Annotated in this window: 36 protein-coding genes and 1 tRNA gene; 27 read left to right on the top strand and 10 right to left on the bottom strand. The window is 64.5% G+C overall.

The genetic code is table 11. From position 1 onward, the window contains the following. Window positions 1-12 precede the first annotated feature (12 nt). Genes dnaN through NZK81_RS02970 form a run of 7 tightly spaced genes read right to left on the bottom strand, consistent with a single transcriptional unit; the run spans window position 13 to window position 3,869 of the window. Entirely contained in the window at window positions 13-1,323 is a 1,311-nt protein-coding gene (dnaN, locus tag NZK81_RS03000; protein ID WP_260043670.1) for a DNA polymerase III subunit beta, read from the bottom strand. A gap of 16 nt (window positions 1,324-1,339) precedes the next feature. Next, window positions 1,340-2,380, bottom strand: coding sequence for a ParB/RepB/Spo0J family partition protein (locus NZK81_RS02995; RefSeq protein ID WP_260043669.1), 1,041 nt, complete (start codon window positions 2,378-2,380; stop codon window positions 1,340-1,342). A gap of 2 nt (window positions 2,381-2,382) precedes the next feature. Beyond that, a complete protein-coding gene (locus NZK81_RS02990; protein WP_260043668.1) occupies window positions 2,383-2,610 on the bottom strand; it encodes a hypothetical protein in 228 nt (75 codons plus the stop codon). After that, window positions 2,607-2,729 carry a hypothetical protein gene (locus NZK81_RS02985; RefSeq protein ID WP_260043667.1) on the bottom strand — a complete coding sequence of 41 codons (123 nt, stop codon included), beginning with the start codon at window positions 2,727-2,729 and terminating at the stop codon, window positions 2,607-2,609. Before NZK81_RS02985 ends, NZK81_RS02990 begins: the two co-directional genes overlap by 4 nt. Then, a complete protein-coding gene (locus NZK81_RS02980; RefSeq protein ID WP_260043666.1) occupies window positions 2,726-2,998 on the bottom strand; it encodes a hypothetical protein in 273 nt (90 codons plus the stop codon). Before NZK81_RS02980 ends, NZK81_RS02985 begins: the two co-directional genes overlap by 4 nt. A 56-nt stretch (window positions 2,999-3,054) precedes the next feature. After that, complete coding sequence (locus NZK81_RS02975) at window positions 3,055-3,564, bottom strand: hypothetical protein (RefSeq protein WP_260043665.1); 510 nt, start codon at window positions 3,562-3,564, stop codon at window positions 3,055-3,057. Beyond that, a complete protein-coding gene (locus tag NZK81_RS02970) occupies window positions 3,561-3,869 on the bottom strand; it encodes a hypothetical protein (RefSeq protein WP_260043664.1) in 309 nt (102 codons plus the stop codon). The genes NZK81_RS02975 and NZK81_RS02970 overlap by 4 nt, the downstream gene beginning before the upstream one ends. 11 nt (window positions 3,870-3,880) lie before the next feature. On the opposite strand from NZK81_RS02970, the gene NZK81_RS02965 reads away from it, so the two are divergent. Next, entirely contained in the window at window positions 3,881-4,702 is an 822-nt protein-coding gene (locus NZK81_RS02965; RefSeq protein WP_260043662.1) for a LexA family transcriptional regulator, read from the top strand. A 6-nt stretch (window positions 4,703-4,708) separates the two neighbouring features. Here NZK81_RS02965 and NZK81_RS02960 read toward each other — a convergent pair whose 3' ends face one another. Beyond that, window positions 4,709-5,746, bottom strand: a complete 1,038-nt coding sequence (locus NZK81_RS02960) for a hypothetical protein (RefSeq protein WP_260043661.1) — start codon at window positions 5,744-5,746, stop codon at window positions 4,709-4,711. 222 nt (window positions 5,747-5,968) lie between these two features. Here NZK81_RS02960 and NZK81_RS02955 point away from each other — a divergent pair, with 222 nt between their 5' ends. The 20 genes from NZK81_RS02955 (at window position 5,969) to NZK81_RS02865 (ending at window position 15,852) form a co-directional block, all read left to right on the top strand. Further along, window positions 5,969-6,298 carry a hypothetical protein gene (locus NZK81_RS02955; protein WP_260043660.1) on the top strand — a complete coding sequence of 110 codons (330 nt, stop codon included), beginning with the start codon at window positions 5,969-5,971 and terminating at the stop codon, window positions 6,296-6,298. Beyond that, entirely contained in the window at window positions 6,295-6,786 is a 492-nt protein-coding gene (locus NZK81_RS02950; RefSeq protein ID WP_260043659.1) for a hypothetical protein, read from the top strand. Before NZK81_RS02955 ends, NZK81_RS02950 begins: the two co-directional genes overlap by 4 nt. Beyond that, window positions 6,779-7,294 (top strand): hypothetical protein, encoded by a 516-nt coding sequence (locus tag NZK81_RS02945; protein ID WP_260043658.1) that lies wholly within the window; start codon window positions 6,779-6,781, stop codon window positions 7,292-7,294. The genes NZK81_RS02950 and NZK81_RS02945 overlap by 8 nt, the downstream gene beginning before the upstream one ends. A gap of 87 nt (window positions 7,295-7,381) precedes the next feature. Beyond that, window positions 7,382-7,573: a hypothetical protein gene (locus NZK81_RS02940; protein ID WP_260043657.1), complete on the top strand. Its 192-nt coding sequence runs from the start codon at window positions 7,382-7,384 to the stop codon at window positions 7,571-7,573. Further along, complete coding sequence (locus NZK81_RS02935) at window positions 7,570-7,701, top strand: hypothetical protein (protein ID WP_260043656.1); 132 nt, start codon at window positions 7,570-7,572, stop codon at window positions 7,699-7,701. The genes NZK81_RS02940 and NZK81_RS02935 overlap by 4 nt, the downstream gene beginning before the upstream one ends. Beyond that, on the top strand, window positions 7,698-9,050 hold the full coding sequence (locus NZK81_RS02930; protein WP_260043655.1) for a DUF6745 domain-containing protein: 1,353 nt from the start codon (window positions 7,698-7,700) through the stop codon (window positions 9,048-9,050). The genes NZK81_RS02935 and NZK81_RS02930 overlap by 4 nt, the downstream gene beginning before the upstream one ends. A 13-nt stretch (window positions 9,051-9,063) precedes the next feature. Next, window positions 9,064-9,420 (top strand): hypothetical protein, encoded by a 357-nt coding sequence (locus tag NZK81_RS02925; RefSeq protein WP_260043653.1) that lies wholly within the window; start codon window positions 9,064-9,066, stop codon window positions 9,418-9,420. 18 nt (window positions 9,421-9,438) lie between these two features. Next, entirely contained in the window at window positions 9,439-9,825 is a 387-nt protein-coding gene (locus tag NZK81_RS21715; RefSeq protein ID WP_419181634.1) for a DUF4326 domain-containing protein, read from the top strand. Beyond that, complete coding sequence (locus tag NZK81_RS02920; protein ID WP_260043650.1) at window positions 9,822-10,082, top strand: acyl carrier protein; 261 nt, start codon at window positions 9,822-9,824, stop codon at window positions 10,080-10,082. The genes NZK81_RS21715 and NZK81_RS02920 overlap by 4 nt, the downstream gene beginning before the upstream one ends. Then, window positions 10,079-10,303, top strand: coding sequence for a hypothetical protein (locus NZK81_RS02915; protein WP_260043648.1), 225 nt, complete (start codon window positions 10,079-10,081; stop codon window positions 10,301-10,303). Before NZK81_RS02920 ends, NZK81_RS02915 begins: the two co-directional genes overlap by 4 nt. 6 nt (window positions 10,304-10,309) lie before the next feature. Then, entirely contained in the window at window positions 10,310-11,752 is a 1,443-nt protein-coding gene (locus NZK81_RS02910; RefSeq protein WP_260043647.1) for a ParB/RepB/Spo0J family partition protein, read from the top strand. Beyond that, a complete protein-coding gene (locus NZK81_RS02905; protein ID WP_260043646.1) occupies window positions 11,749-12,420 on the top strand; it encodes a hypothetical protein in 672 nt (223 codons plus the stop codon). Before NZK81_RS02910 ends, NZK81_RS02905 begins: the two co-directional genes overlap by 4 nt. Window positions 12,421-12,436: 16 nt before the next feature. After that, window positions 12,437-12,994 (top strand): hypothetical protein, encoded by a 558-nt coding sequence (locus NZK81_RS02900; protein ID WP_260043645.1) that lies wholly within the window; start codon window positions 12,437-12,439, stop codon window positions 12,992-12,994. Beyond that, window positions 12,994-13,176, top strand: a complete 183-nt coding sequence (locus NZK81_RS02895; RefSeq protein WP_260043644.1) for a hypothetical protein — start codon at window positions 12,994-12,996, stop codon at window positions 13,174-13,176. The genes NZK81_RS02900 and NZK81_RS02895 overlap by 1 nt, the downstream gene beginning before the upstream one ends. Continuing rightward, on the top strand, window positions 13,169-13,831 hold the full coding sequence (locus NZK81_RS02890) for an MT-A70 family methyltransferase (RefSeq protein ID WP_260043643.1): 663 nt from the start codon (window positions 13,169-13,171) through the stop codon (window positions 13,829-13,831). Before NZK81_RS02895 ends, NZK81_RS02890 begins: the two co-directional genes overlap by 8 nt. Then, window positions 13,828-14,169, top strand: coding sequence for a hypothetical protein (locus NZK81_RS02885; RefSeq protein ID WP_260043642.1), 342 nt, complete (start codon window positions 13,828-13,830; stop codon window positions 14,167-14,169). The genes NZK81_RS02890 and NZK81_RS02885 overlap by 4 nt, the downstream gene beginning before the upstream one ends. After that, window positions 14,166-14,381 (top strand): hypothetical protein, encoded by a 216-nt coding sequence (locus NZK81_RS02880; RefSeq protein WP_260043640.1) that lies wholly within the window; start codon window positions 14,166-14,168, stop codon window positions 14,379-14,381. The genes NZK81_RS02885 and NZK81_RS02880 overlap by 4 nt, the downstream gene beginning before the upstream one ends. Beyond that, on the top strand, window positions 14,354-15,493 hold the full coding sequence (locus NZK81_RS02875; RefSeq protein WP_260043639.1) for a tyrosine-type recombinase/integrase: 1,140 nt from the start codon (window positions 14,354-14,356) through the stop codon (window positions 15,491-15,493). The genes NZK81_RS02880 and NZK81_RS02875 overlap by 28 nt, the downstream gene beginning before the upstream one ends. 49 nt (window positions 15,494-15,542) lie before the next feature. Continuing rightward, window positions 15,543-15,616, top strand: a tRNA-Gly gene (locus NZK81_RS02870). A gap of 5 nt (window positions 15,617-15,621) precedes the next feature. Then, the gene (locus NZK81_RS02865) at window positions 15,622-15,852 is read left to right on the top strand and encodes a cysteine hydrolase family protein (RefSeq protein WP_260043638.1); all 231 of its coding nucleotides are present in this window, start codon (window positions 15,622-15,624) and stop codon (window positions 15,850-15,852) included. Here the strand turns inward: NZK81_RS02865 and NZK81_RS02860 are convergent. Continuing rightward, window positions 15,829-16,242, bottom strand: coding sequence for a hypothetical protein (locus NZK81_RS02860; RefSeq protein ID WP_260043637.1), 414 nt, complete (start codon window positions 16,240-16,242; stop codon window positions 15,829-15,831). The two genes, NZK81_RS02865 and NZK81_RS02860, sit on opposite strands and share 24 nt — an antisense overlap. A gap of 191 nt (window positions 16,243-16,433) precedes the next feature. Between NZK81_RS02860 and NZK81_RS02855 the strand changes: the two genes are divergently transcribed. From NZK81_RS02855 to NZK81_RS02840, 4 genes are all read left to right on the top strand, one after another. After that, window positions 16,434-17,015 (top strand): GbsR/MarR family transcriptional regulator, encoded by a 582-nt coding sequence (locus NZK81_RS02855; protein WP_260043636.1) that lies wholly within the window; start codon window positions 16,434-16,436, stop codon window positions 17,013-17,015. A 63-nt stretch (window positions 17,016-17,078) separates the two neighbouring features. After that, entirely contained in the window at window positions 17,079-17,780 is a 702-nt protein-coding gene (locus tag NZK81_RS02850; protein ID WP_260043634.1) for a DUF4166 domain-containing protein, read from the top strand. Beyond that, a complete protein-coding gene (locus NZK81_RS02845; protein ID WP_260043632.1) occupies window positions 17,773-19,275 on the top strand; it encodes a TIGR01777 family oxidoreductase in 1,503 nt (500 codons plus the stop codon). Before NZK81_RS02850 ends, NZK81_RS02845 begins: the two co-directional genes overlap by 8 nt. 3 nt (window positions 19,276-19,278) lie before the next feature. Then, a complete protein-coding gene (locus tag NZK81_RS02840; protein WP_260043630.1) occupies window positions 19,279-20,169 on the top strand; it encodes an oxygenase MpaB family protein in 891 nt (296 codons plus the stop codon). Window positions 20,170-20,739: 570 nt separating this feature from the next. Here NZK81_RS02840 and NZK81_RS02835 read toward each other — a convergent pair. After that, the gene (locus tag NZK81_RS02835) at window positions 20,740-21,432 is read right to left on the bottom strand and encodes a GntR family transcriptional regulator (RefSeq protein ID WP_260043627.1); all 693 of its coding nucleotides are present in this window, start codon (window positions 21,430-21,432) and stop codon (window positions 20,740-20,742) included. Window positions 21,433-21,588: 156 nt separating this feature from the next. Here NZK81_RS02835 and NZK81_RS02830 point away from each other — a divergent pair, with 156 nt between their 5' ends. After that, window positions 21,589-22,593: a bile acid:sodium symporter family protein gene (locus tag NZK81_RS02830; RefSeq protein ID WP_260043625.1), complete on the top strand. Its 1,005-nt coding sequence runs from the start codon at window positions 21,589-21,591 to the stop codon at window positions 22,591-22,593. After that, the gene (locus NZK81_RS02825; RefSeq protein WP_260043623.1) at window positions 22,590-23,423 is read left to right on the top strand and encodes an aspartate dehydrogenase; all 834 of its coding nucleotides are present in this window, start codon (window positions 22,590-22,592) and stop codon (window positions 23,421-23,423) included. Before NZK81_RS02830 ends, NZK81_RS02825 begins: the two co-directional genes overlap by 4 nt. Window positions 23,424-23,488 lie beyond the last annotated feature (65 nt).

Here is a 23,488-nt window from a genome sequence, read left to right as displayed (position 1 = left end):
CGGCGGCAGACATCACACCCGCACCGGCATGATCACCTGCAGCAGCGGCCCGGTCTCGCTTCCCGCACCTCCGCCTGCATCCGGCACCCACCCGGCCGCGCGCACCGCGCCGAGAGCATCGGGGTTGAACTGCAGTGCCACCGTGTCACTCGCGATCGCGCCCAGCAGCTCGCGCAGGTACCTGCTGTCGAAACCCATCTCGATCTCGGGCCCGTCGTATGCGCAGTCCAGCTCCTCGCTGCCGTCGCCCAGCTCCGGCGTGCGCACAGACAGCGTCATCTGCCCCGGCGCAAAGTGGATCTTCATCGCGCGGGACTTGCCGTCCGCCAGCACCGCCATGCGTTTCACCGCGGCCGCCAGCGCGCTGCGCCCGATCGTCGCGCGGTGCTCCGGCGCATCGGGGATCACCCGGCGATAGTCGGGAAAGGTCCCGTCGATCGTCTTGGCCACGATTTCCACTTCGCCGCCGTCCTCGGCCGGCATCGCAAAGCGCAGGCGCGAACCGGCGGCATTGGCTTCCACCAGCACGCGGGGTGGTTCCGCCTTCTCGTCCGCCGCCTTGATCGCGCCGGCCAGCAGCTTTTCCAGCACCGCCACGGTCTTGCGGCTCACGATCACCGACGGAAAGCTTGCGGCTCCGTCCGGTCCGTCGATAGACCACAGCGCCAGTCGGCTCCCGTCCGTCGTCGCCAGGCGCAGGTCCAGATTGTCCGGGTGCAGATAGATCCCGTTCAGGTAGTACCGCGTCTCGTCGGTGGAGATCGCATGGTCCACCCCGGCCATGGCGTCGGCCAGCGCACTGCACCGCATCTCGAATCCGGCATCGATTTCCATCGCGCCCAGCAACGGAAAATCGGCCACCGGCAGGGCATGCAGGCGAAACCGGGCCTTGCCGGCACGCACCGTCACTTGCCCGGCCCAGCGCGCATCGATCTCCGCCGGCGCCTCGATCGTCACCATCGCATCGGCGTCGAACTCGGCCAGCACGGCCTCCAGCGGCTTTGCCGGCAGGCACACGGAAAACATGCGAATCGTGTCCAGCCAGGCCTTGCAATCCGGCCCGCTCCTGTCGTCGGTCGCACAGTCGCGCACCGCCCAGATGTCCAGGTCCGTCGCCGTCAGCGTCAGCCGCTGGTCGATCACCTCCAGCACCACGTTGGCCAGCACCGGCGTGGTGTTGCGCCCCTCCACCACGCCGGTCACGTCCTTCAACGCCGCGCGCAGCGTACCCGCGCGGATCCGCGTCTTCGGAATGCGCTTGTCCTGGACTTGCGGCTCGCCTTGTGCACCGGCTTGCGGCTCGGCTTGTGTTCTCGTCGCCATCGTCGTCTCTGCCTCCTCAGGCCAGTTTCTTCAGCGTGCACCACCGGCTCTTGCAGCCCGAAAGTTCGGCAAAGCTGACCTGCATGTCGCATTGATCGCACCACCTGGTGCCGGTGTAGGGCGCCAGCGGATCGAGGGGCCGCGCAGGGGCGTCAGGCTTTGCGCCATTTCCCGCCACAACTGCCACCGGCGCCCGGCGCGGCACCTCGGCGCCCGCCGCGCGGCCCCAGGCAGCGCGGATCGCGCTGGCCGCGGCATCGCCGTATCGCAGGTCGGGATACTCGCCCTTGATCCGCGCCACGTCGTCGCGCCACGCCACCTGCGTGCGCCGCGTCAGCATGGTCAGGAACGTCTCGAACCTGCCTTCGCCGAACGGGTGGCCGCCCGGCATCTCGTCGGTGCAGACCGCGACAATCCCGGGAAAGATCGTCCCAGCAAACCGCATGACCTGCCCCTGGAATGCCAGCCCCAGCGCCCGCAAGGCGGTCCGGGTCACCTTTTCGCCGCTCTTTTCCCAGGCCCGCTCGATCCCGCCGGCATTGGATACCATCCCTGGCTTCCAGTAGTTCCAGTTGGTATGCGTGGCCATTTCCAGTCCGGCATCGGCCAGCGCTTCCACGATCGCGCAGGCCTGCGCATCGCCGCTCGATACCGCGGCGCGGAACAGCTGCAGCTTGGACAGCGGCCGGCGTTGCTGGTTCAGGTGCACGAAACTCGCCGCCTCGTCCGCCGCTCCGGCATATTCCACCACCACGCACGGCAACTGCCCGATGTCCCCGCGCAGCCGGCTCGCCTCGAGCCGGTGCTGACCGTCGATCACGAAGAACCTGTCCGCCTCGCCCTGCTCGCCGCGCCGCCGCGATACGACCAGGGGCTGGCACAGGTCCCAGTTCCAGTGTTGCGCGATCCGCTTGATCAACGCCTGGCTGTCCGCCGCCTCGATCGAACGTTGATACGAACCATCCACTTCCAGCTCGTGCGGCGGCAGGATCTGCAGCACCGGCATCCGGCCCAGCGGCGGGTTCATCTTCAGGCGGTCGACCTTCTGCTTGGCCATCGTCAAACCTCCATCCAGTCATGGGGATCGTCGGAAAGGCCGATGCCGGCCTCTCCCTCGTGCATCCCGGCGCGCAGGTCGCCCAGGATCAGGTCCAGCTGCTGGCGCATCACGGTCGCCCGCTCCGCTTCATCCGGGCTGCGCTCGGCCACCGTCAGGCAGTTCGCGCGGCGCCGCTCCAGATAGGCGATCACGTCACCTACGCCGGGATCGGGCCGATACCGGCTCATCCGAACACCCCCGCCGCGGCCAGCATCATCAGAATGGCCATGCTTCCAACCATCAGGCTCGCGATCAGCGCGCCGGCCAGCGCCTGGCAGGCGCTGCTGCGCATGTCGGGACCGATCACAGCGCAGCCCCTTTCAGCAACGGCCGGCGCGTGCGCTGCACGATCTGCACTTTCTCGCCCCCTAGGCGCATGGTGTGCGGCGTCAGGTATCCCTTGCCCGCAAGGTCCATCACCAGCTCGCGCACGGGTTTGCTGCAGCACACCGATGCACAGGCTCCGTGGCCATAGATCTTGCGCGCTCCGGGCTGCGCCGCCCGCACCCAGTCGCGCAGCTCGGCGCAGCTAAGCGGCCGCTCCTGCGTGATTGGCTCGATTGTCTGGGTAATCATCCTGCCGCCCTCCTGTTCCCCGAATTTCCATGACGCACCACCCGGTCACGGAGGGCTCAGGACGTGTTGCCCTGTGTCTCCACCCTGGCGCGCAGAGCGCACAGCAGGTCCACCAACTGGTCGATCTCGCGCAGCACGTTGGCTTGCGAATTCGGGCTCATCGTCCGGATCGATGGTGTCGCGCGACCGGGCGGCACCGCACCGTCCACCAGCGCCCTGATCACGTCGGCGCTCTCGCCGGAAAGGTCGGCCAGCCATTCGTGCAGGTGCAGGTTGTCGCTGTCCGGTGCGGGCGCGGAAACCGTGGCGCCCAGCGCGCGCACCATGGCGCGGGCGATATGCGGGTGCCCGGGCTTGCCGGTGCCCAGCGAATCGATCACCACCGCCAGGTCGATCGGCACGAACTGCCGCAGGCTGCGCGAACAATAGTCGCTGATGCGCGATTGCGTGCGGTTCACCTCGCCGGCGACGAAGTCCTGCCCGCCGGCCGCGCGCACCGCTTCGATGGTCGCGTTCTTCAGCGCCAGTTCCTGCGCCGTCAGCGCGTCCTTGCGAGGCGTGCTCATGCCGCGCCTCCGATGATTTCCTCGGGAACATCGGGTGCGACGGCACAGGCTTCGCTGCTAATGCCCACGATGTGAACGAACTCGCACACCTCGCGCGGCACCGCGCCGTCAGGCCAGTTCGCACCGTCTCCAAGAAAGCGGGCGAACTTTTCGAGCGTGGCGGTTGTCGCATTACCACGGCCCGATTCGAGGCGGGTGAAGAATTTGCCGTCGTTGCTGACAAGCGTTGCGAGGCGTGCCAACGATCGCTCATTAGCGTCAGTCCAGAGCCTTGCGCAGCAAAGCAGGCGATCGATCAGCGTCATGGTCTCTCCAATTGAACGCCGATATTGATACGGGACATATCCCGCATATGTCAACGGGATATAATCCGCTCGCGGAGCCTGCCGCATTGCGGGATAATGCCCGCGTGCCCACACCGAAACAGATACTCGCCGACCGGGTCGGAAAATTGGTTGCCGAATCAGGTCGTTCGGCCCGCGACATATCTATTGCCGCGACCGGGAAACCCGATTTGGTACGTGATATTCTTCGCGAGCGCCGGATGCCTAACGGCGAGGCTCTTCACGATCTCGCCCGCGAACTGGGTACGACATCCGATTATCTGCTTGGCAAGGCAACGAGTGCCAATCCTGTTCGCAGCGAAGTCAGCATACACGCCCCGCCCTCCGCGTTGACTGAGCGGCCCGGCGATATTGGCGGAATTCCGCTGCTGGGTACCGGCTATTGCGATGATCTGGCGATTGAAGATGACGACGGCTCATTCGAGATTGAGCGTGTGATGCTTGAGCTCGACCATGTCGTTCAGATGATTCGTCGCCCCCCGGCGCTGTCGAATGCGCCCGATGCCTACGCCATCTATTTCCACGGCAGCAGCATGGAGCCCCGTTATTATCAGGGCGAGATGGCGATTGTGGATCCGCGTCGTCCGCCAAGCCCCGGGGACTTTGTGGTCGTCCAGCTCAGCAATGGCGAGGACCACGACATCATCACGGTGCTGGTCAAGCAACTTGTTCGCGTTGCTAAGGACTACGTGGAACTTCGACAGTTCAACCCGGACAGGACTTTCAGTATCGATCGCCGGAAGGTGCGGCGACTGCACCGCATCGTCAGCAACAACGAACTTTACAGCGCCTGACGGCTATCATCGCCGGCACGTCACGCAGACGACGGCACCATGGCGGACTTCGGTTGGTGGCGCTTGATCAGCGGCGGGCACTGCTTGAGCCACCCTTGCGCCCGCTGCCGGGAAGGCAGATATTTTCTCCCTGACAGGCTTCGCACTGGCGCTCACAACACTTGCCGGGACCTCCCGAGCGGCAGCTGCAGGCGCGGAAGTCAACGCTGAAGCACTGGCCACATCCGCTGGCAGTACCTGCGATGCGGGCACGTCTTTGCTGAAATCGGTGAGATCGGATGCCCGCCTGAGATTTGTGAAGACCGGCTGCGGCGTCCCTGATCGCACCACCCGGAATGCGAAAAGGTAGTCCTCGTCGTTCCATCGGACTGTCAGCGTGATCGGCTCATCGCGTTCCTTCAGGGGCACCTTGTCCATCACGATCCGCCCGGCATAACTTTCTCCGGGGTCCACCGTCGTCAATTGCACGATCTGCTCTCCGAGCGCGGCGACTGTCTGATCCAGCTGTCGCTGCACCATGACAATCGATGCCGCGGTTCCGGCAGTGATGACCGCAGCCTGGAACTGACCGGCAGCACTGGGCACGCTGTACCAGCTGCGGTACGTCCCCCTGGGCGTCACATAGGTGCTATGATAGGTGTTCCGTTGACTGGCCGAAAGCCCGGCCGCGACGCCGCCGAGCATGGCCAATCCGAACTTGGTCCAGAATGCTCGGCGCTTGGCCATGCTCTGCAATTTCGAGCGCGTCAGCACGCTCACTGCAAGACCGTGGTAGGCGGGCATTACATTGCCGATATCGAAGTTGGCCGGATAGAGGCCATCATTGTACACGGCTATCGCAAAAGACATGCGCCCGTGGTCGAGCGGCAGTGGCGTTATCTGCACCACTCCATCGCGCTGTTCGAGTTGCACTGTTGCAATACCTCTACTGTAGCGCACTGATTCATATCCGATCTGGACTGGCTGAATTTCCCACTTCTCCCCCGCATGTGCCTGCGCGGGCAGCACGCCCGCGATGCACACAATAACGGTCAGTCGCTTCATCTCGATCCTCCGTATCCAGACTGTGCGACTCGAAGAATTTATATTCTTGTTAGCTAATCGTCGGTGGTTTTTCCCGCGAATTCAATGTTCGCAAGCAACATGACCCAATCCTAAACACCCCGGGAATGCCCCGCGCGAACACTCTGCGCGGTACATATACCGCATTATCTCCTTGACGCGGGATGCATCCCGCAAATATGTATCCCGCATCAAGGAGGCACCATGCTCGACGTTCCCACCGATTTTCCCGCCGCCGGCTCCTATGGCTACATCGATGATCGCACGCCTGACGGCCGCGATGTCGTACAGCGCGTCCGCATCCAGCAGCACAAGGCTGACGGCGATGTCCTGGTCAGCCTCGTCGGCCGCCGCTTCCCGCGCGAAGTCGCCAGCGGCAACCGCAGCGTGCCGCTCACGCTGGTCCGCGAAACCGAACATCCCTCGGGTCGCACTGCGCCCGCTCATCCTGAGCTTGTCGAAGGATCGGGTCGCACCAGGGGCCGCAAGGTGCCTCGCTCCACGGGAGCGAAGCGCCACGAGAACCGCCGGTGAGCGCGCCCGCCTCCCAACCGAGGCGCGCCACCGGCGGCGATCCCGATGAATGGTCCGGCACCCTCTACCCTGGCCAGAAAGTATTCGCGCATAGTCGCAAGTGGAGCGCTGAGGGGTGGGTGCCGCAATGGGATGAAGCCGTGATCGTCGATCCCTGTGTGATGAACGATCCCGATTTCCATGGCATGGTCGAGATCCAGATCGAAGGCGTGATCAACCGCACTTTCGTCCATCGTCATTCGCTCGCACCGCGCTACGGCGCTGAACGGTTCGTCGTCGCGCCCGAGCGAAACTGCACACTCACCGGCGGCGCCATGGGCCTCTGCGCCCTCGCGCTGCTGCGCAAGTTCGAGCAGTGGCAGGCCCGCGCCGATGCCGATGGCGATGACTGCGAATATCTGAACGGTCCGGCATGGGATGATCTGGCCCACATCGCATCGCAAGCCCGCGACTTGCTGCGGCATGTGAGGGCTTCGGCCGATGCCTGAACGCACTCCCGATCTCGCCGCTATCGCCGCGTGTGAATTCGATCAGCGCCGCACCAGGGCGCGCGAAATGGTCGCCACCGGCAAGATGACGCAGCACAACGCCGATGCACTTCTGGCCCCGTGGCTGGCGCTCGTCCTGCTCTGCGACGCTCCTGTCTCCCCGGCGCTCGCGGCCGAGATCCAGGAATGGCGCGCCTGCATCCTCGTGGGACACGGCAATGCCGGCGTCCTCTGGGCAAGCAAGGGATCGGCGGCCGAGGCCCGCGCAGACATGGCGCGAGAGCTTTGCCCCGATGGCGAATGGCGAGCGGCACTGGGCTCCGCCCGCGACGCCGCGATTCTCAAGGCGCGCGGATCGGATGACCGCTCGCGCCGCCAGCGCGCCCGAGACCTGAACACTCTCGCCCGCGCCTTCTGCGTGCCGCTCACCCCGGCCGCCTGCGGCGTGGCGCCTGCAGAAAGGCCCGCAGCGCACAGCTCTGCAACCCTTGAAAGGAACGCAGCATGAAACTGCCTGACCTCCCGCCCACGCTACCTGAATGGACCGTCGTGGCCTTGCTGCTGATCGGGGCCATCGTTCTGCTGGCCGGCTGCCATGCATGAGGATCCGCGCCAGCTGCAGGCCCGCTGGGATGCCGAGGGAATGGAGCGCGAAGACGCCATTGCCATGGCCATGCTCGATCTGGGCACATCGCTTGGCTGGAGCGTCCTGCGCCTGCTGATGGCCGTTCTGGCCGTCCTCGCGCCCGTCGTCGCCGCGGCAGTCGTGGTCAGGATCTTCGCATGATCATCGAACCCTCCACCGGCCGGCGCTTGTTTCCCCTGGGCGCCGTCCACCCCCGGATCGCCGTCGCCGTTTTCGCCGTGCTGGCAGCGGCGGCGATCCACCTTGTCTGCTGGAGCATCATCACGTGACCGAACTTTATTCCCTTACCGAAGAACATCGCGCGCGGCTGCCTGAATGGCGCGATCGCTGGATTGCCAATGCGATGTCGACAGAGGCGATGACGGAGGATGACCGGCAGGCATGCCGCGAGGCTGTGTTGGGCCTCTATGCTGCGGCAAAGCTGCCCGCACCGAAGCATATCGTCTTCGTGCCCAGCCCCTTCGTGGCCGCTTTTGCGGGAGGATTTGCCGCTGCCCGTTGGCACCTGTCGAAGACGGGTGCCCAAATCAACGAAATCGCCGCCACCAGATCCGCCACCGACGCCGCCACCAGATCCGCCACCGACGCCGCCACCGACGCCGCCACCTACGACGCCACCAGATCCGCCACCTACGCCGCCACCTACGCCGCCACCAGATCCGCCACCGACGCCGCCACCGACGCCGCCACCTACGACGCCACCAGATCCGCCACCGACGCCGCCACCTACGCCGCCACCTACGCCGCCACCGACGCCGCCACCAGATCCGCCACCGACGCCGCCACCTACGCCGCCACCGACGCCGCCACCAGATCCGCCACCGACGCCGCCACCAGATCCGCCACCGACGCCGCCACCTACGACGCCACCAGATCCGCCACCGACGCCGACGACTACTCTCACTGGTACGTAGTGCCAGGCAATTTGCGCCGCTGCGCGGACGAACTTGGGGTGGGAGATTTCGGCCTCAGGTGTGCAGCCATGGCATGGAGGATGCGCCAAGGCGGAAACCAGTGGTCAGCATGGGATTCGTTTCTCACATTTTTCAAGGACGTTGTGAAACTGCCGCTCGACTACACTGGCTATCGACACTGGCAGACTCTGTCTGAACGGTCCGGACCGCGCATCATGCATCCCGATTTCTGCATGATCTCGGACAGGCCGGCCATCCTCAAGGTGGACGAGCGCAATCTGCCTCATTGCGAGGATGGCCCGTTTTGTGCCTGGCGCGATGGCACCGAGCTATATTCTTGGCACGGAGCCCGCATTCCGGCCCGCTGGATTCGCGAGCGCCAGACGATCAACCCGACCGAGATTCTCAGAGAGCAGGACGTTGAGCTCCGCGCCGCAGGGGCTGCCTGCATCGGATGGCCGCGCATGCTTTCCGCATTGGATTACCGGATCATCGATGCCGATCCTGATCCGTCGCATGGAGAACTGATCGAGCTGACGCTTGATGGCCTGCCCAGCCCCGGTCGGTTCCTGAAAGCCGAATGTCCAAGGAACGGTACCATCGTCGAAGGCGTGCCGCTGGAAATCGGGACCGTACTGGCCGCCCAGGCATGGCGCGTTGGCCTTGAACCGCATGAATTTTCCTACCCCACCGTCCGTACCTGAAAGGAGATTGGACATGAATGCCAAGCGAGAAACGATAGGCGCACAGGGAGAGATTTCGATCTTCCGCGTCATGGAAATGCCCAGTGGCCTGGCCCCGCTCAAGGAATGCGATCGCAAGGGCCGGCCGATCATCAGCCACAGTGAAAGCGGCAATCACCACATTCTCGATCGCGCCGTCGACGTGATGGAACAGCCGGATGCGCCTGCCGGCATGCGCATCCTCTACGCAATCCTCGAAGAGCCGACGATGCTCATTCAGGACGCTGCCGAACCGCATGGATCGCACCAGCTTCCCGCCGGGATCTACGAGTTTCGCATCGCGCGCGAATACGATCCGTTCACTGAACAGGCCCGCATGGTGGCCGACTGAACAACTGCCCCGCAGGAGATGAACATGATCGCCAGAGGACAACGGGTGCGGCGCAGGCGTGGACGCTTGACCAGGCCACCACAGCAAGGCGTCATCTATGTCGGGAGACCGACCCTGTGGGGCAACCCTTTCACCGGGCGATGCTCAGGTCATGCCAAGAGCATCATCCTCCATCGTCGTTGGCTGTCCGGAGGGCTTGGCGCCCTATCGCTGGAGCGCATGGGTTTTTGCCCATCCGAGATAGAATCCCTCGGCAGACTGCGCGAACGGGTGCTCATTAACCTCCACCGCCTGGCGGGAAAGGATCTGTCGTGCTGGTGCCCGCTGACAAGCGAATGGTGCCACGCGGAAACCCTGCTCGACATGGCACCGCATTATGCACAGTTAGAGGCGCATGCGGCATGACCCCGCCGCCGTCCCCCGAAACCATCGACCGCGTCACCGGCGTGATCGAACTGTTCACCACGGCCCGCCGCATCGATCCGCGCGCCCTGCTGGGGGACGACCTGGGCTTCGGATGGCTCGATCGCATGAACCTGGGCTGCGAACTCGACACGACCTTCACCATCGCTATCCCCGATCGCGAGGTGTCCGACTGGGACACGGTCGAGGACGTGGCCCGCACGGTCGACCGTCTGCTCTCCCGGGAGCGCCGGCGATGACCTCCGCCCTATCCGAGTCCATGCCCGGCGCCCGGCCCATCGACGATGCCGCCCGCGACGGGCGCTTCCAGATCGTGCTCCGCGCCGATCAGCGCGATCCGGCACGGATGCCCGCCGGGGGCTGGCCCTGCGCACTGGCCCGCCACGTCGATGGCGAATGGCACCTCACCCTGGGCAAGCTCGACTTTGAGCCCACCCACTACAAACCGCGAAAGGACTGACACCCGATGTCCGATGCCGATCCTCAGTACGTCGAAGGCGCGATCAACACGATCCCGCTCGATCGTCTCATGCTCTCCAGCCTCAACGTTCGCCAGACCGAGCGCGCGGCCGATGTCGAATCCCTCGCGGAAGACATCGCCGCACGCGGCCTGAAACAGAACCTCGTCGTCATCCCCGCGCATTTCATGACCGGGGAATCCCGCTCGACCAGGGAAGGCGGCAAGAGCTGGGAAGGCATGTTCGAGGTCATCGCCGGCGGTCGCCGCTATCAGGCGCTGCAGCGCCTCGTGGCCGACGAACGCCTGCCGGCCGATCATCCCGTCCCCTGCATGGTCGAGGTCCGCGACGCGGCCGCCGAAACCTCGCTGTCGGAAAACCTCCACTGCGTCGCCATGAACCCGGCCGACGAATTCGAGGCGTTCCGCGTCATCGTGGAGAAGTTTGGATCGGACCACGTTGCCGTGGGCCTGTGCGCAAAGCGCTTCGGCGTGACCGTCAAGCACGTCCAGGGCCGCCTTCGCCTCGCCAGCCTCGCGCCCGACATCCTCGAGGCGCTGCGCAAGAACGCGATCACGCTCGACAGCGCCAAGGCCTACGCCGGCGTCGAGGACCACGCGCTGCAGCTGAAGGTGTTCAAGGCCCAGGAGAAGTCGAGCTATTCGCCGCATAACCCGTCGTCGGTTCGCGGCGCCCTTCGCGACAAGACGCTCTCGGCCGAGGACGCGACGGTCAGGTTCGTCGGGCTCGATGCCTACATCGCCGCCGGCGGTCGCGTCGAAGCCGAAATGTTCATGGGCACCTGGGGCGACCAGCAGCGGGTGGTCGATATCTCCCTGATCGAGAAGCTGGCGGCGGAAAAGGCCGAGCCGATGCTGGCCCCGGCCGCCAAGGCGGACGGCTTCAAGTCCGGTCTGTTCGCGCGCGGTGTCGGCAACGCGGCAAAGTGGCCGAAGGCGCCCCAAGGGATGGAGCGCTACATCAGCTATTACCAGGACAAGGCGCCCACCAAGGCGGAATTGAAGAAATCCATTGCCGTTTACGCGGTCAGCAATGACGGCAGCGGCATCGCGAAGATCGGCCACTTCCACACTCCGAAGCCGCGCGAACCACAGGAAGAGCACGACTGGGAAGCGGAATACCGAGCCGCAGCGCGTGAACGCGCGATCAACCGCCGCGCAGGTCAACTCGCCGCCTATCAGATCGGATCGTTCAAGGGCACGCCGCTGGAGGGGCATGCCTTCTGGCCTGTCAACCACGTACCGCCGATCGACTTCGACAACGACGAAGAGCACGCCTACGTCGCAGTCCTGATCCGCCTGCCCATCGCCGACATCGACGCCCAGCGCGCCGAAGCCGAACGCCTCATCGACGAGGAAGCCGTCGCGAAGGAAGCTGAAAAGGCCGCCGCCGCGCAGCAGCAAGCCCAGACCGAGGAGCAGGACGCGTGAGCGGCGCTCCCCAGTGGCCCGAGATACTCGGCCTCTATCGCCGCTTCGTGCGCCTGCATGCCGAGAGCGCCGGACTGGAGTTCAATCGGGACTTCGCGCGCATCAAGGAAATCGCCGCCGAGAGTGAAGAGCTCCGCAAGCGGCTCGATTTACGCCCCATGCCCACATCCGACCTGAAGGTGGGCGGTCTGTATTGGGGGCACGAGGAACTCTGCGCCGTCTGGACAACGGGCGCGGAGGATCATTGGGCGTTCACGCGCCTCGTCATCGACTTCATCGCCCGTGAGCTCGACGTGCTGACGATGATCGACGTACACAATGTGCTCGGGCTCGCGCATGCCTTTGGCCCGATGATCGTCGATCAGGTATTCGACATGGTCGAGCAATCGTTGCCGTCGTTCCGCGGCGAAGTGCGGCGCAAGGAACTGACAGTCGAGGACGACGAAGACGGCACCGAACGCCTCATCGTCGCGACGCTCGACGATGACAGCGACGATCGCCCTGACGAGGCGCCCTTCACACTCTGCGCACCCGGTGAGGAAGCCGCCACGCTAATAGACATCATCGATCTCGACAAGGACGCCTTCACCGCCATCGGCGAACTGATCGAAGAACGCGACCGCATGGCCCGCCGCGCGCTGCGAGGCGCGCCCTTTCCCGATGTCTAGACCAGGAGACGAAGACATGACAGCCGTAACCCAGACATGGACCGAACAGCTGACTTTTATGCAGCAAACAGTCCTTCTCACTGCCGTGCGTGGCCCCGATGGCAGCCCGAAGTACGGCCCTACCAAGATGCTCCTACGATGGTACCGCCGCTGTATCCTGCGCTCGAGTCTGGAGGACGGCAGGACAATCAAGACGCCATTCGATGCGGGAGGTGGTTCATTCATGGGGCCAAGCTTTCCAGTGGATCTGGATGGCATCGAATATGGGACGCGCGCTTGGTCGCTCGTTGTCCTCAATATCGACTGGCCAACGCGCATGACCGAAATCGTGTCGCAGTACCTCCGCGAGCTCGATGCATTACCGCACCATTTCCAGCTGCACTTCATGCATGCGGCTGAAATCGTCGGCTACAAGCATCCGGACGAAGAAATCCGCGCATGGTGGCACGGCACCTATCTTCGCCTTGTCCATGACATGCATCTCTGGCCGGAGACGGAAGATCAGCTCGATCGACGCCTTGGTGACAGCCGCGAACAATGGCTGGAACGCAACGACGCGGCGACGATCGACTGATGACCAAGCCATCTCCCGAAGACCGTGAAATCGACCACGGCGGCTTCTGCATGGAATGCAACATGCCGTGGGAGCAGTGCGACTGCACCTTCCTCATGTACGAATGCGGGATGCTGGAGGACGGGACCTGCATGCTCGCTGGCACCGAAGAGTGCGACTGGGAGTGCCCGCGCAATGGCTGATCCCGCTTACCCTGAGCGTGTCGAAGGGTTCGCCTCCCTCCCGCGCAGCGCCTACCAGCTGCTGCTGGCCGATCCGCCCTGGGCGTTTCGCACGCACTCCGGCGCGGACCGTACGCCGACGCAGAAGAAGTTCAACGAGGCGGAAGATCACTACCCCACCATGTCGATCGAGGACATGGCGGCACTGCCTGTCGCGTCGATCGCGGCGAAGGACTCGCTTCTCGCCATGTGGGTCGTCGGCAGCCATTGCGATGCCGCGCTGGAACTGGGCCGGGCATGGGGCTTCCGCTTCGTCACGGACCTGTTCTACTGGACCAAGCAAAGGTTGGTGCGGGCCAACCAGATCGACCTGTTCACCGGCGACATCGCCGAACCCCGGATCTCGATGGGCTACCACACGCGCAAGCAGCTGGAGCCCTGCTGGCTCTTCGCCCGCGGCAAGGGCCTGCCCGTGCGCAACCACGACGTGCGCCAGCTCATCGTCGCGCCGGCGGCCGAACACAGCCGCAAGCCCGCCGAGCAATACGACCGCCTCGCCCGCCTCTACGGCGACCCGTCCGAGATCCGCTGCCTCGAACTGTTTTCCAGAACACCCCGCAAGGGCTGGGACGCCTGGGGAAATGAAGTCGGCAAGTTCGAGGAGACGGTGGGGTGATGCGGGGGAAAGCCAAGGAGCGGATACCGTTCGGCGCGCTGGTGCTGTGTCGTGGCTTCAGTGTTACGCTCGCGCCACCCGAGATCGCGAACGGCATCGCCCGCAGCAAGCCCGCATGGGCTGGGCGCGAGGATGAGGCATACCATGCTGGCGATTACCTCCATATCGATCCCGTCGACGGACTTGGCCAGCGTGATTTGCAGGCCATCGCTGACGGACCGATCATGGAGCCGAGCAGGCTATTCCTGCCTGCGGGCCGTATCAGCGAGAATGAATATCAGGAACGCCTCGACCTGCAGTTCCATGATGCCGGCATCGACGCGAGCGAGCGGCCGTGAACGCCCCGGCCACCTTCAAGCCCCACTATGCATCCCGGCCCAAGGTCGCGGCAGCAGCGCAGACCCTGCATGATCTGCGCGCGCAGGGGCTTGACGTGGCCGCGATCGAGGTATCCCCTGACGGCACGATCAAGGTATTCAGCAGCGCGGCGTTCCCTGTCGCGCCCAGGGATGAGTTCGAGGCATGGGATCAGAGTGGAAAGCTGGGGTAGCCGCCGCCGGCGTCCACCTCGTCAAGGCAGCGCGGCCCGGCAAGCCGATCCGGTGGTATATCTATGCATGGCGCGGCGGACCGAAGATCCGCGTGGCCGAGCAGCCCGATCGCCCGCGCCTCACGCGTGAGGACATCGCCGCTATCGCCGCCGCCCAGGCGCATCAGGATGCCCCTTCCGATACCGTTGCCGGACTGTCGAAGGCATGGCAGCGCAGCCGCGAATGGAAGGCCTTTGCCGAATCGACGCGCACGCTCTGGGGCGCGGCGGCGGGCAAGATCGAGGAGAAGTACGGCAAGGTTCCGCTGCGCGTGTTCGGTGACCCCCGCATGACGCCCAAGCTCGTCAAATGGCGCGATGAACTGGCCGAGAACAATGGCCTGCGCACGGCCGACGAGCACATGAAGGTCATGTCCATGATGCTGGCATGGGGTACCGAGCGCGGCCATGTCTCCTGCAATCCGGCCGTAGCCGTCAAGCGCCTGTGGAAGGGCGGCAACCGAGAGGAAATCGTCTGGACCGAGGAAGACTGCCGCGCCTTCGATACGATCGAGACGGTGCCGCAATGGCTGGTCGACGCTCGCCGCCTGGCCGAGTTCACCGGCCTGCGCCGCTCCGACCTGGTCGCCCTGCGCTGGAGCGAGATCAGCGACACGCACATTGCGAGAACCGCGGCGAAGAAGGCCAAGGGCAAACGCCGGCGCACCGTGATGCCGATCGTCCCCGGCCTGCGCGAGCTGCTCGACGAACTGCGCACCCGCCACCGCAATCCCGGCGTCGATACGGTGCTAGTGGGCCAGAAAGGCAATCCGGTCCAACCCGCCACGCTCAGCGCCGAGTTCAACTCGTACCGGTCACAGGCCAACGAGGGCAGGGGGATCATCCACCCGGCCGAGTTCGACGACGAGAAAGACCGGTCAAAGCACCTGCACGACCTACGCGGCACCTTCGCCACCAAACTGATGACCCTGCCCGGCGGAAGCCTGACCGACGATCAGATCGCGATGATCATGGGATGGAGCGCCAACCAGGTCGCCGCTATCCGCAAAAGATACGTTGACGAAGCGGCCATCGTCGTGGCAATCGGCAAGCGCATCAGCGGCCAGTTGTAAAACGCGCTGTAAAACACGGTTACCACATCAGGCATAAGTGCTTGATTTAGCGGGTATAGCTTAGTGGTAAAGCCCTAGCCTTCCAAGCTAGTTATGCGGGTTCGATTCCCGCTACCCGCTCCAATTCCTTGACCGCCTTCATTGAATTCCTGAAAACGCCTCAGGTCGAGACCGTGACGGTGATCGGGGTCGCTGCGGACTACTGCGTGGGCTGGGCCATCGAGGGGCTGGTTGCAAGAGGCTTTGGTGTCACGGTTCGCGAACACCTGACACAGGGAATCGACCGGCAGATTTGGCAGGTTGTCGACGAAGAATTCGCCAACCTGCCCGTGCGGCTAACCAGCCCCGTCAACACCTGAGCTTGAGCCGCGGTGAAAACTGCGGTCCGCTTCCGCGTCCTGGATATCATAGGCGAACCATGCACTCTCGCCGTGATCGTATAGCTGGACGAGACCATCGGTTACATGGACCTCGAAGTGCGTTGATGTGCCGCGATCGTAGCCCCGGGCTTTCATGCCGTCGGCCTCGAACGACACGAAAGTCCTGTCGCCGGCATCGTAGATCTCGGGAAGGGTGCCGCCAAACTTCACGCCGCGATCGCCGTCAAAGCCCTGCACTCGGCTTCCCCGGCATTCAGCGGCAATCCGCCTGTCCTGTCCGGCCGCGTGATCGAAGATTCCGGCAACGTTCTTGCCGGTGATGAAGGCAAAGGCAGCCGCGGCAACGATGGCGCGAGTATGGGAGAGCATTCCTCCACTAGGACTGTCTCGCCCGGGAGATCAAGCCGTCGTTGAAACTGTGCGTACCGGCAGTTGGTGTGAAGCTTCCGGATACCCGGGCCCGAAAGACAGGCTTCACAGGATGATCGCGGATTCCGGGCCGTGCTGAGCGCTGGAATGTATCGCTTGACTCTGCAGCCTTAAGATCAGATATTTCTGTTATGACAGAAATTATCGACGAGTCGGGCAATTTACCGCCAGCGGTTGAGGCGTTCGTGCTGCGCTGGGGGGATCTGGGCGGCCAGTGGGGCGTCAACCGATCGGTGGCGCAGATCCAGGCGCTGCTGCTTTTGTCTGATCGTCCGCTGACGGCCGAAGACATTTCCGAGAAGCTGGGCATGGCCCGCTCCAACGTATCGAACAGTCTCAAGGAACTGCTGAACTGGAAGCTCGTCATGCGGGTTCCGGTGCTGGGTGACCGGCGCGACCACTACGTGGCCGAGACCGATCTGTGGCAGATGGCCAGCAAGGTTGCGCAGGGGCGCAAGGAGCGGGAGATCGATCCGATGGTGGCGGCCATCCGGGCCGCCATGGAGCATGCGGACGATCCGAAGATCAGCCCGGTCGTGCGCGAACGGCTGCATGGCATGCACGATTTCATCAACACGGTGGAAGGCTGGTACAACCAGATGATCAACGTCCCTCCAGCCCAGATCATGCGGCTGATCCGGCTTGGTTCCAAGGTGGTCGGCCTGCTCAAGTTCGTCGGCCGCAAGGATGCTTCCGGCAAGGGAGATGGCTGAAAAAATTTTGCCGCCAAATTTCTCTTTATACAGAAATAACTAACACTACAGGAGATCGGGGAGATGCGTAGTTCGACACAAGTGCGCCGCCCCTGCCGGGGTGAAGGTGGGGAAACACGGGCACCGGGAAGTCTGACCGATCTGCGTTTTCGAGCGCTGCTCGGCGCCGATGCGTGGAACGGCTTGCCCGAAACCGTCCGCATTCGCTTCGGCAAGCGGCTCGGCCTGGGCCAGTCGGCCAACTATGCCGGGCACGTGATGTCCTGCCGCATGAGCCTGGGCGGCTGGCTGCTAGCCCAGACCTGCCGCCTGATCGGGGCGCCCTTGCCGCTGGAGCGCGATGGCGGCGTGGCGGCCGTGGTCAGCGTGACCGAGGACGGAGCCAGCGGCGGCCAGGTCTGGACGCGCATCTACGCCCGCAGGCGCGGCTTCCCGCAGGTGATTCACAGCGCCAAGCGCTTCAGCGGACCAACAGGCCTTGAGGAGTATCTGGGAGGCGGCTTCGGCATTGCGCTTGCCGTCAGCGCGGACGCGGCAGGCATTCGCTTTTCGAGTGACCACTATTTCCTGCAGCTGGGCCGTCTGCGGTTGCGATTGCCGCCGTGGCTCGGCCCGGGCCGTCTCACCATCGACCATTCCGATTGCGGCGCGGGTCAGTTCACTTTCACGCTCACTCTGCGCCACCGCCTGCTTGGCGAGCTGATGCATCAGCACAGCCTGTTCGCCGATCAGCCCGCTTCCAAGGAGGGACGCGATCATGACTGACATTCTCTGGACGGCCATCTTCGTGCAGATGATGATGGGCGCTTTCGACACATTCTATCATCATGAAGGCACCGAACGACTGGCCTGGCGCCCTTCGCAGCACATGGAGCTGCGCCTGCATGGCGTGCGCAACCTTGCCTACGCGGTGATGTTTGCGATGCTCGGCTGGAGCGAGCCGCAAGGGCTTTGGGCGGCCGGGCTTATCGCGCTGATGGCCGGCGAACTGCTTATAACCTTGTGGGACTTCGTCGAGGAGGACCGCACGCGCCATCTGCCGGGCACCGAGCGCGTCACGCACACTTTGCTGACGTTGAACTATGGCGTGATCCTGGCCCTGCTCATTCCCTGGCTTTTCGAGGGAGCCTCCGCTCCCACCGCGCTGAAACCAGCCTTCCATGGCCCCATGAGCTGGCTTTGCGCGATCGCAGCCATCGGTGTCATCATCTCGGGCCTGCGCGATCTGGCCGCGGCGGCGCGCTGCAAGCGTCTTGTCGACACGGAGGCCGCCAGTCTCGCTGCCGTTCTGACGGCACGTAAGTCGGTGCTTGTGACGGGCGGAACCGGCTTTGTCGGGAGACGGCTCGTGGACGCGCTGGTGTCCGCCGGGCACGAGGTCATTGTGCTGACGCGCAACCGGAAGGCGGCGCAGGGTGCCCTCGGGCCGGTCCGCATCGTCACGTCACTCGATGAAATCAGCGACGATGCGCGCATCGATGCGGTGGTGAACCTTGCCGGCGAGCCGATCTCCGACAGCCCATGGACCCGGGACAAGCGCATCCGCATCGTCCGTTCGCGGCTCGACGTGACGCGTGAGGTTTTGCGCCTGATAGCCCGGCTGGATCGCAAGCCCGAGGTGCTGGTGAGCGGATCGGCAATCGGCTGGTATGGCCTGCGCGGTGACCAGCCGCTGACCGAGAGCAATCTTGGCACGCCGTGCTTCTCGCGCCGCATCTGCGTGAGTTGGGAGCGGGCCGCGAAAAGGGCCGAGGCCATGGGGGTGCGCACCGTGCTGCTGCGGACAGGGCTCGTACTGGACCGGCATGGCGGAATGCTCGCCCGGTTGCTTGCTCCCTTCGAGTTCGGCCTGGGCGGACGGTTTGGCGACGGCCGTCACTGGATGAGCTGGATCCACCGCGACGATCTGGTGCGGCTGATCGCCCACGCCATTGCCGAACCCGGTCTGTCCGGACCGGTCAACGGCACTGCCCCCGGTCCGGTCACCAATCGGCACTTCGTGCGCGCGCTGGGCAAGGTGCTCCATCGCCCGGCCCTGGTGCCGATCCCGGGTTGGCCCCTGCGCCTGGTCCTTGGCGGGTTCGCGGAGGAGCTGCTGCTATCCGGGCAGCGCGTCTATCCCGATGCGGCGATGCGCAGCGGCTTTGTCTTTCACTACGCCACAATCGAGGAAGCCTTGTGTAAGATCGTTGGCAACGATCCCGCGCCGCATGGAGTCGCAGCTCGGTCCGCGAACCATCGGCAACTTGCAGGAGTGTGACCCATGGCCGTTCGTTCCCCATCCGACATGCTGCGCGGCCGGCTGGTCCGGCAAGTGCAGGCCGTGTTCAACGACCGCTCGAAGGGAGAAACCCCTGTGGTCCGCTCGTCGAATGCCCTGTTTGCCCCGGGCTCGGTGATCTGGCGTGTGCATGGTGATGTCACCACCATGATGATCGGGGGCATTGCAGCCCTGCTGCTCCAGATGCTGCATCCCGCCGCGCTCGCCGGGGTCTGGGATCACAGCGCGTTTCGCGACGACATGCTGGGCCGCTTGCGGCGCACCGCACGCTTTATCGCCGTCACGACCTTTGCCGACCGGGATCAGGCTATGGCCTTGATCGAGCGCGTGAATACGATCCACGGGGCCGTGCACGGGACACTGCCCGACGGGACACCCTATAGCGCGCGCGACCCTGAACTGCTCGCCTGGGTTCATACCTGCGAAGCCTATTGCTTCCTTGAGGCATGGAAGCGGTTCGGCGAAGGCGGCATGGCCCGCGAAGATCAGGACACCTATTTCCGCCAGGCTGCCGTCATTGCGCGGATGCTGGGCGCCGATCCGGCGCCGGATTGCCGCAGCGGGGCCATCTGCCAGATCCTGAATGGCTGCAAGGACCTGGTCGCCGATGAACGAACGCGCGCCGTTGCGGAGCGGATCGTGAATCAGAAATCCACCCATCCGGCGTTGGCGCCTGTCCAGAAGGCTCTGGTCCTCGCCGCCATAGACATGCTTCCGGATTGGGCGAGAGCCATGCATGGGCTGGAACTTCGCTCCGTGACCGCACTTGCCGCGAATGCTTCTGCCCGCGTGCTTGCCGGGACGCTTCGCTGGGGGTTTGCACAGCGGCAAGTCCCGGCGCCGCCGGTTTCGCCCATGCGGCTGGTCGGTTGAGACGATTGCCGGTTTGTCGCCTGATTGCGGTCCTCTACAGTTCGGTTTCTGCCCCCCCCCCCCCCCGCGCGCGGGCCGCACGGCCGGGCTCTATGCGCTTGCGCTCAACCGAGCCACCTGTTGCGCCGCGTCTCGTCCCTGTCGGGCTGGCAGGCGTTGGCCCTTGCGTACTGACATGTCGCCATCGCTCTGCTCGCGATGACGTGGTTTGTCTGGCCTGCCGGACCGCTCCTGCTCCTCCCTCTGCTATCCGGCGGGCCAATGGGGCGAAAGAGGATGCACATTGATATTGATCGGCGCTTTATCGCATGCAGGATCGACCTTTCGCAGCAGCTAGGCAGCGAGCCTCTGCTGACGGTCGGCTAGGCAGAAAGCGCCGGCGTTGCTGGCTTCGGTACACGGGCTGACGCGGGGGGACCTTGCCGTGGTTTCTCGCCAGTTGCTTCATGATCCGGCGCGCGATGGAGAGGAGGTCGTTGCCCGGCTGCGTGCGGAAGTGGCGGCCAGGCCGCCGATCGGTTTTTAGAGAGCATCAATGCCAGGGTTCAGCGATGGCCCTCGGTGTGGGCGTTAACGGTCGACTTCCAGCCCCTTGACCAGGCTTTCTCCGACTTTCTGCACATGCTCGAATGCCATTTTAGCAGCACGTTGGGCATCGCCTGCGATGACCGCCTCGAGCACGGCCGCGTGTTCATTCCACGACGTGGTGATGCGTTCGCGGGCGGTGCGTGAAAACAGCCAGTGAGTCCGGTCGCGCAGAGAGCGCATGAACTCGGCGAGATAGCGGTTGCGCGCTGCTCCCGCGAGGGCGACGTGAAACTCGCTGTTGCATTCGAGCAGGACTTCTTCGTCCTGCGCCTCGAGCGCCGCATTTCCCCGCTCCAGAAGAGCGACCAGAGCCTCGCGTGTTTTCCCGCTGCAATGACGCGCGGCATTGCGGGCGCTGATCCCTTCGAGCTCGGCGCGCAGTTCGATCGTCTCGAGCAGCTCCTCGGGGGAGAGAAGGGGCACGCGCGCGCCCTTGCGCGGGCTGATTTCGACGAGACCTTCGTTCGACAGAACTTGCAGCGCTTCGCGAATGGGGTTGCGCGAGACGCCGAACATCTCGGCGAGCTGAGGCTCGGGCAGGCGGTCGCCCGGCTCGAAGCGGCCGGACAGGATCGCCTCGCGCAGGGCGTCGGCCACAACGTTGTTGAGAGATTGCCGGCTGGTGCCGATTGCCTGCCATCTTTCCTCGGCATCCGTCGCCGACTTAGCGCTCATTCTTCTTTGCCTCGCAAGCTTGGAACTGTCCCATTCCCTGTCCCCCTACATCACTCGCGTTCATACGTCTCTACAAAATGCATTAGGTATACAGTAGACATATCGTGCATGTCCTCGTAACGATCCGCCGGGAATTCCAACGAGGTGAGGTTGCCCATGACGCGTCTGAAACTGGACGGTTTTACAGGACTTCTGCTGCTCACGGTCGCGCTGACCAGCATTCTGCCTTGTCGCGGCAGTGCGGCCAGCGTTTTTGCCGTGTTGACCAAGGCGGCCATTGTCCTGCTGTTTTTCATGCATGGCGCGAAACTCTCGCGCGACGCGGTCCTTGCGGGGCTCGGGGCATGGCGCCTGCATCTTCTGGTGCTGGCCGCGACTTTTGGTCTGTTTCCCCTGCTTGGCCTGGGCATCGCCCGGATACCCGCTTCCGTGCTCGATCCCGACATCGCACAGGGGATGGTTTTCCTGTCGATCCTGCCGTCAACCGTACAGTCCTCCATCGCGCTGACCGCGATCGCTGGCGGAAACGTGGCTGCGGCCGTGTGCAGCGCATCCCTTTCGAACATTCTGGGGGTCTTCGTGACGCCGGCCCTCGCCGCCGTCATGCTGCCGCACACCACGGGGGCCGGGCAGGGCGGTTTCCTGGCGGCCGTGACCGACATCGCCACGACCCTGCTGCTGCCGTTCCTTGCCGGCCATATGTCGCGTCGCTGGACCGCACACTTCGTTCACCGGCACAAGGCGTTGCTGATGAGGCTGGACCGGGGATCAATCCTGCTTGTCGTCTACACGGCGTTCAGTGCGGCCGTGGTCGAGGGCCTCTGGCAGCGGATCACGGCGGCTGACCTCGTGGCGATCCTCGTCCTCGATGCCCTGCTGTTGGCCGTGGTCCTGTTCGTCACGACGCGCGTGGCGCGGCTGTTCGGCTTTGCGCGGGCAGACGAGATCGTCGTCGTGTTTTGCGGTTCCAAGAAGAGCCTCGCGAGCGGCGTGCCCATGGCGGCGGCGCTGTTCCCGGTCAGCCTGGTGGGGACGATGGTGCTTCCGCTGATGTTCTTCCACCAGCTGCAATTGCTCGTCTGTGCCGTCCTGGCCCGCCGTTATGCTGAACGTACGGCCGAAAGCGCGGCGGCCGGCGCACCGGTTCCGGAAGCGGCATGATGGGCAACGCTGCGAACGTGCCCGGAACCTTGCGGGTTGTCGTCGTCGGTCTGGGCGTCATCGGCAGATCGGTGGTCTCGGCGCTTGTCCGGGGCATCCCGGGCCTCACTCTTGCCGGCGTCGCCGTGCGTGATCGCGAAAAGGGCCGCATGACGCTCGATTTGCTCGGTAGCGATGCGCCGGTCGGCGTGCTCGAAGACCTCGCCGGATCTGCGGATGTCGTCTTCGACTGCGCTGTGGCGGCATCGCACCCGCAGGTCGCCGCCACCGCGCTGGCGGCGGGGTGCACATTCCTGACCATGAACTCGGGTGCGCTGATGGCGCATCCCGAACTGCTCGAACTTGCGCGTGAGAAGGGCGCGCGCATCGTTGTGCCCACCGGTGGCCTGGCGGGGCTCGACGGGTTGCGGGCCATGGCCGGCGGCCACTTGCGCGAGGTGCGCCTGACCAGCCGGAAGCCACCGGCCAGCCTTGCCGATGCACCGCACGTGATCGAACAGGGCTTGGACCTCGCCAGTCTGGAAACCGCGCTCTGCGTCTTCTCGGGCACGGCCCGCGATGCCGCCCGGCTGTTTCCCGCCAATGCCAATGTCGCCGCGACGCTCAGCCTCGCGGGGCTGGGGCCCGATGCCACCATGGTGGAGATCTGGGCGGACCCGCAGGTCTCGCGGATTACCCAATGGGTCCACGTGGTGTCGGACGAGGCGGAACTTCGCCTCGAGATCTACAGCAATGCGATGCCGGACAACCCCCGCACCGGCAGTCTCACGCCGCTCAGCGCGATCGAAGCGCTGCGGTCGCTGGCAACGCCTTTGCGCATCGGCAGCTGACAAAAAATCGCAGTTTCAGGCTTGTGTCACCAATGTGTATACAGTATGTAACATGGAAAGACATG

Source organism: Novosphingobium mangrovisedimenti (assembly GCF_025153475.1).
GTDB lineage: Bacteria > Pseudomonadota > Alphaproteobacteria > Sphingomonadales > Sphingomonadaceae > Novosphingobium > Novosphingobium mangrovi_A.
This window is presented reverse-complemented; position numbering and strand designations above follow the sequence as displayed.

Coding starts and splice junctions, on each gene's coding strand:
- dnaN (WP_260043670.1), bottom strand. CDS start 1,323: ATGGCGACGAGAACACAAGCCGAGCCGCAAGCCGGTGCACAAGGCGAG.
- NZK81_RS02995 (WP_260043669.1), bottom strand. CDS start 2,380: ATGGCCAAGCAGAAGGTCGACCGCCTGAAGATGAACCCGCCGCTGGGC.
- NZK81_RS02990 (WP_260043668.1), bottom strand. CDS start 2,610: ATGAGCCGGTATCGGCCCGATCCCGGCGTAGGTGACGTGATCGCCTAT.
- NZK81_RS02980 (WP_260043666.1), bottom strand. CDS start 2,998: ATGATTACCCAGACAATCGAGCCAATCACGCAGGAGCGGCCGCTTAGC.
- NZK81_RS02975 (WP_260043665.1), bottom strand. CDS start 3,564: ATGAGCACGCCTCGCAAGGACGCGCTGACGGCGCAGGAACTGGCGCTG.
- NZK81_RS02970 (WP_260043664.1), bottom strand. CDS start 3,869: ATGACGCTGATCGATCGCCTGCTTTGCTGCGCAAGGCTCTGGACTGAC.
- NZK81_RS02960 (WP_260043661.1), bottom strand. CDS start 5,746: ATGAAGCGACTGACCGTTATTGTGTGCATCGCGGGCGTGCTGCCCGCG.
- NZK81_RS02955 (WP_260043660.1), top strand. CDS start 5,969: ATGCTCGACGTTCCCACCGATTTTCCCGCCGCCGGCTCCTATGGCTAC.
- NZK81_RS02945 (WP_260043658.1), top strand. CDS start 6,779: ATGCCTGAACGCACTCCCGATCTCGCCGCTATCGCCGCGTGTGAATTC.
- NZK81_RS02940 (WP_260043657.1), top strand. CDS start 7,382: ATGCATGAGGATCCGCGCCAGCTGCAGGCCCGCTGGGATGCCGAGGGA.
- NZK81_RS02935 (WP_260043656.1), top strand. CDS start 7,570: ATGATCATCGAACCCTCCACCGGCCGGCGCTTGTTTCCCCTGGGCGCC.
- NZK81_RS02925 (WP_260043653.1), top strand. CDS start 9,064: ATGAATGCCAAGCGAGAAACGATAGGCGCACAGGGAGAGATTTCGATC.
- NZK81_RS21715 (WP_419181634.1), top strand. CDS start 9,439: ATGAACATGATCGCCAGAGGACAACGGGTGCGGCGCAGGCGTGGACGC.
- NZK81_RS02920 (WP_260043650.1), top strand. CDS start 9,822: ATGACCCCGCCGCCGTCCCCCGAAACCATCGACCGCGTCACCGGCGTG.
- NZK81_RS02915 (WP_260043648.1), top strand. CDS start 10,079: ATGACCTCCGCCCTATCCGAGTCCATGCCCGGCGCCCGGCCCATCGAC.
- NZK81_RS02910 (WP_260043647.1), top strand. CDS start 10,310: ATGTCCGATGCCGATCCTCAGTACGTCGAAGGCGCGATCAACACGATC.
- NZK81_RS02900 (WP_260043645.1), top strand. CDS start 12,437: ATGACAGCCGTAACCCAGACATGGACCGAACAGCTGACTTTTATGCAG.
- NZK81_RS02895 (WP_260043644.1), top strand. CDS start 12,994: ATGACCAAGCCATCTCCCGAAGACCGTGAAATCGACCACGGCGGCTTC.
- NZK81_RS02890 (WP_260043643.1), top strand. CDS start 13,169: ATGGCTGATCCCGCTTACCCTGAGCGTGTCGAAGGGTTCGCCTCCCTC.
- NZK81_RS02875 (WP_260043639.1), top strand. CDS start 14,354: ATGGGATCAGAGTGGAAAGCTGGGGTAGCCGCCGCCGGCGTCCACCTC.
- NZK81_RS02860 (WP_260043637.1), bottom strand. CDS start 16,242: ATGCTCTCCCATACTCGCGCCATCGTTGCCGCGGCTGCCTTTGCCTTC.
- NZK81_RS02855 (WP_260043636.1), top strand. CDS start 16,434: ATGACAGAAATTATCGACGAGTCGGGCAATTTACCGCCAGCGGTTGAG.
- NZK81_RS02850 (WP_260043634.1), top strand. CDS start 17,079: ATGCGTAGTTCGACACAAGTGCGCCGCCCCTGCCGGGGTGAAGGTGGG.
- NZK81_RS02845 (WP_260043632.1), top strand. CDS start 17,773: ATGACTGACATTCTCTGGACGGCCATCTTCGTGCAGATGATGATGGGC.
- NZK81_RS02840 (WP_260043630.1), top strand. CDS start 19,279: ATGGCCGTTCGTTCCCCATCCGACATGCTGCGCGGCCGGCTGGTCCGG.
- NZK81_RS02835 (WP_260043627.1), bottom strand. CDS start 21,432: ATGAGCGCTAAGTCGGCGACGGATGCCGAGGAAAGATGGCAGGCAATC.
- NZK81_RS02830 (WP_260043625.1), top strand. CDS start 21,589: ATGACGCGTCTGAAACTGGACGGTTTTACAGGACTTCTGCTGCTCACG.
- NZK81_RS02825 (WP_260043623.1), top strand. CDS start 22,590: ATGATGGGCAACGCTGCGAACGTGCCCGGAACCTTGCGGGTTGTCGTC.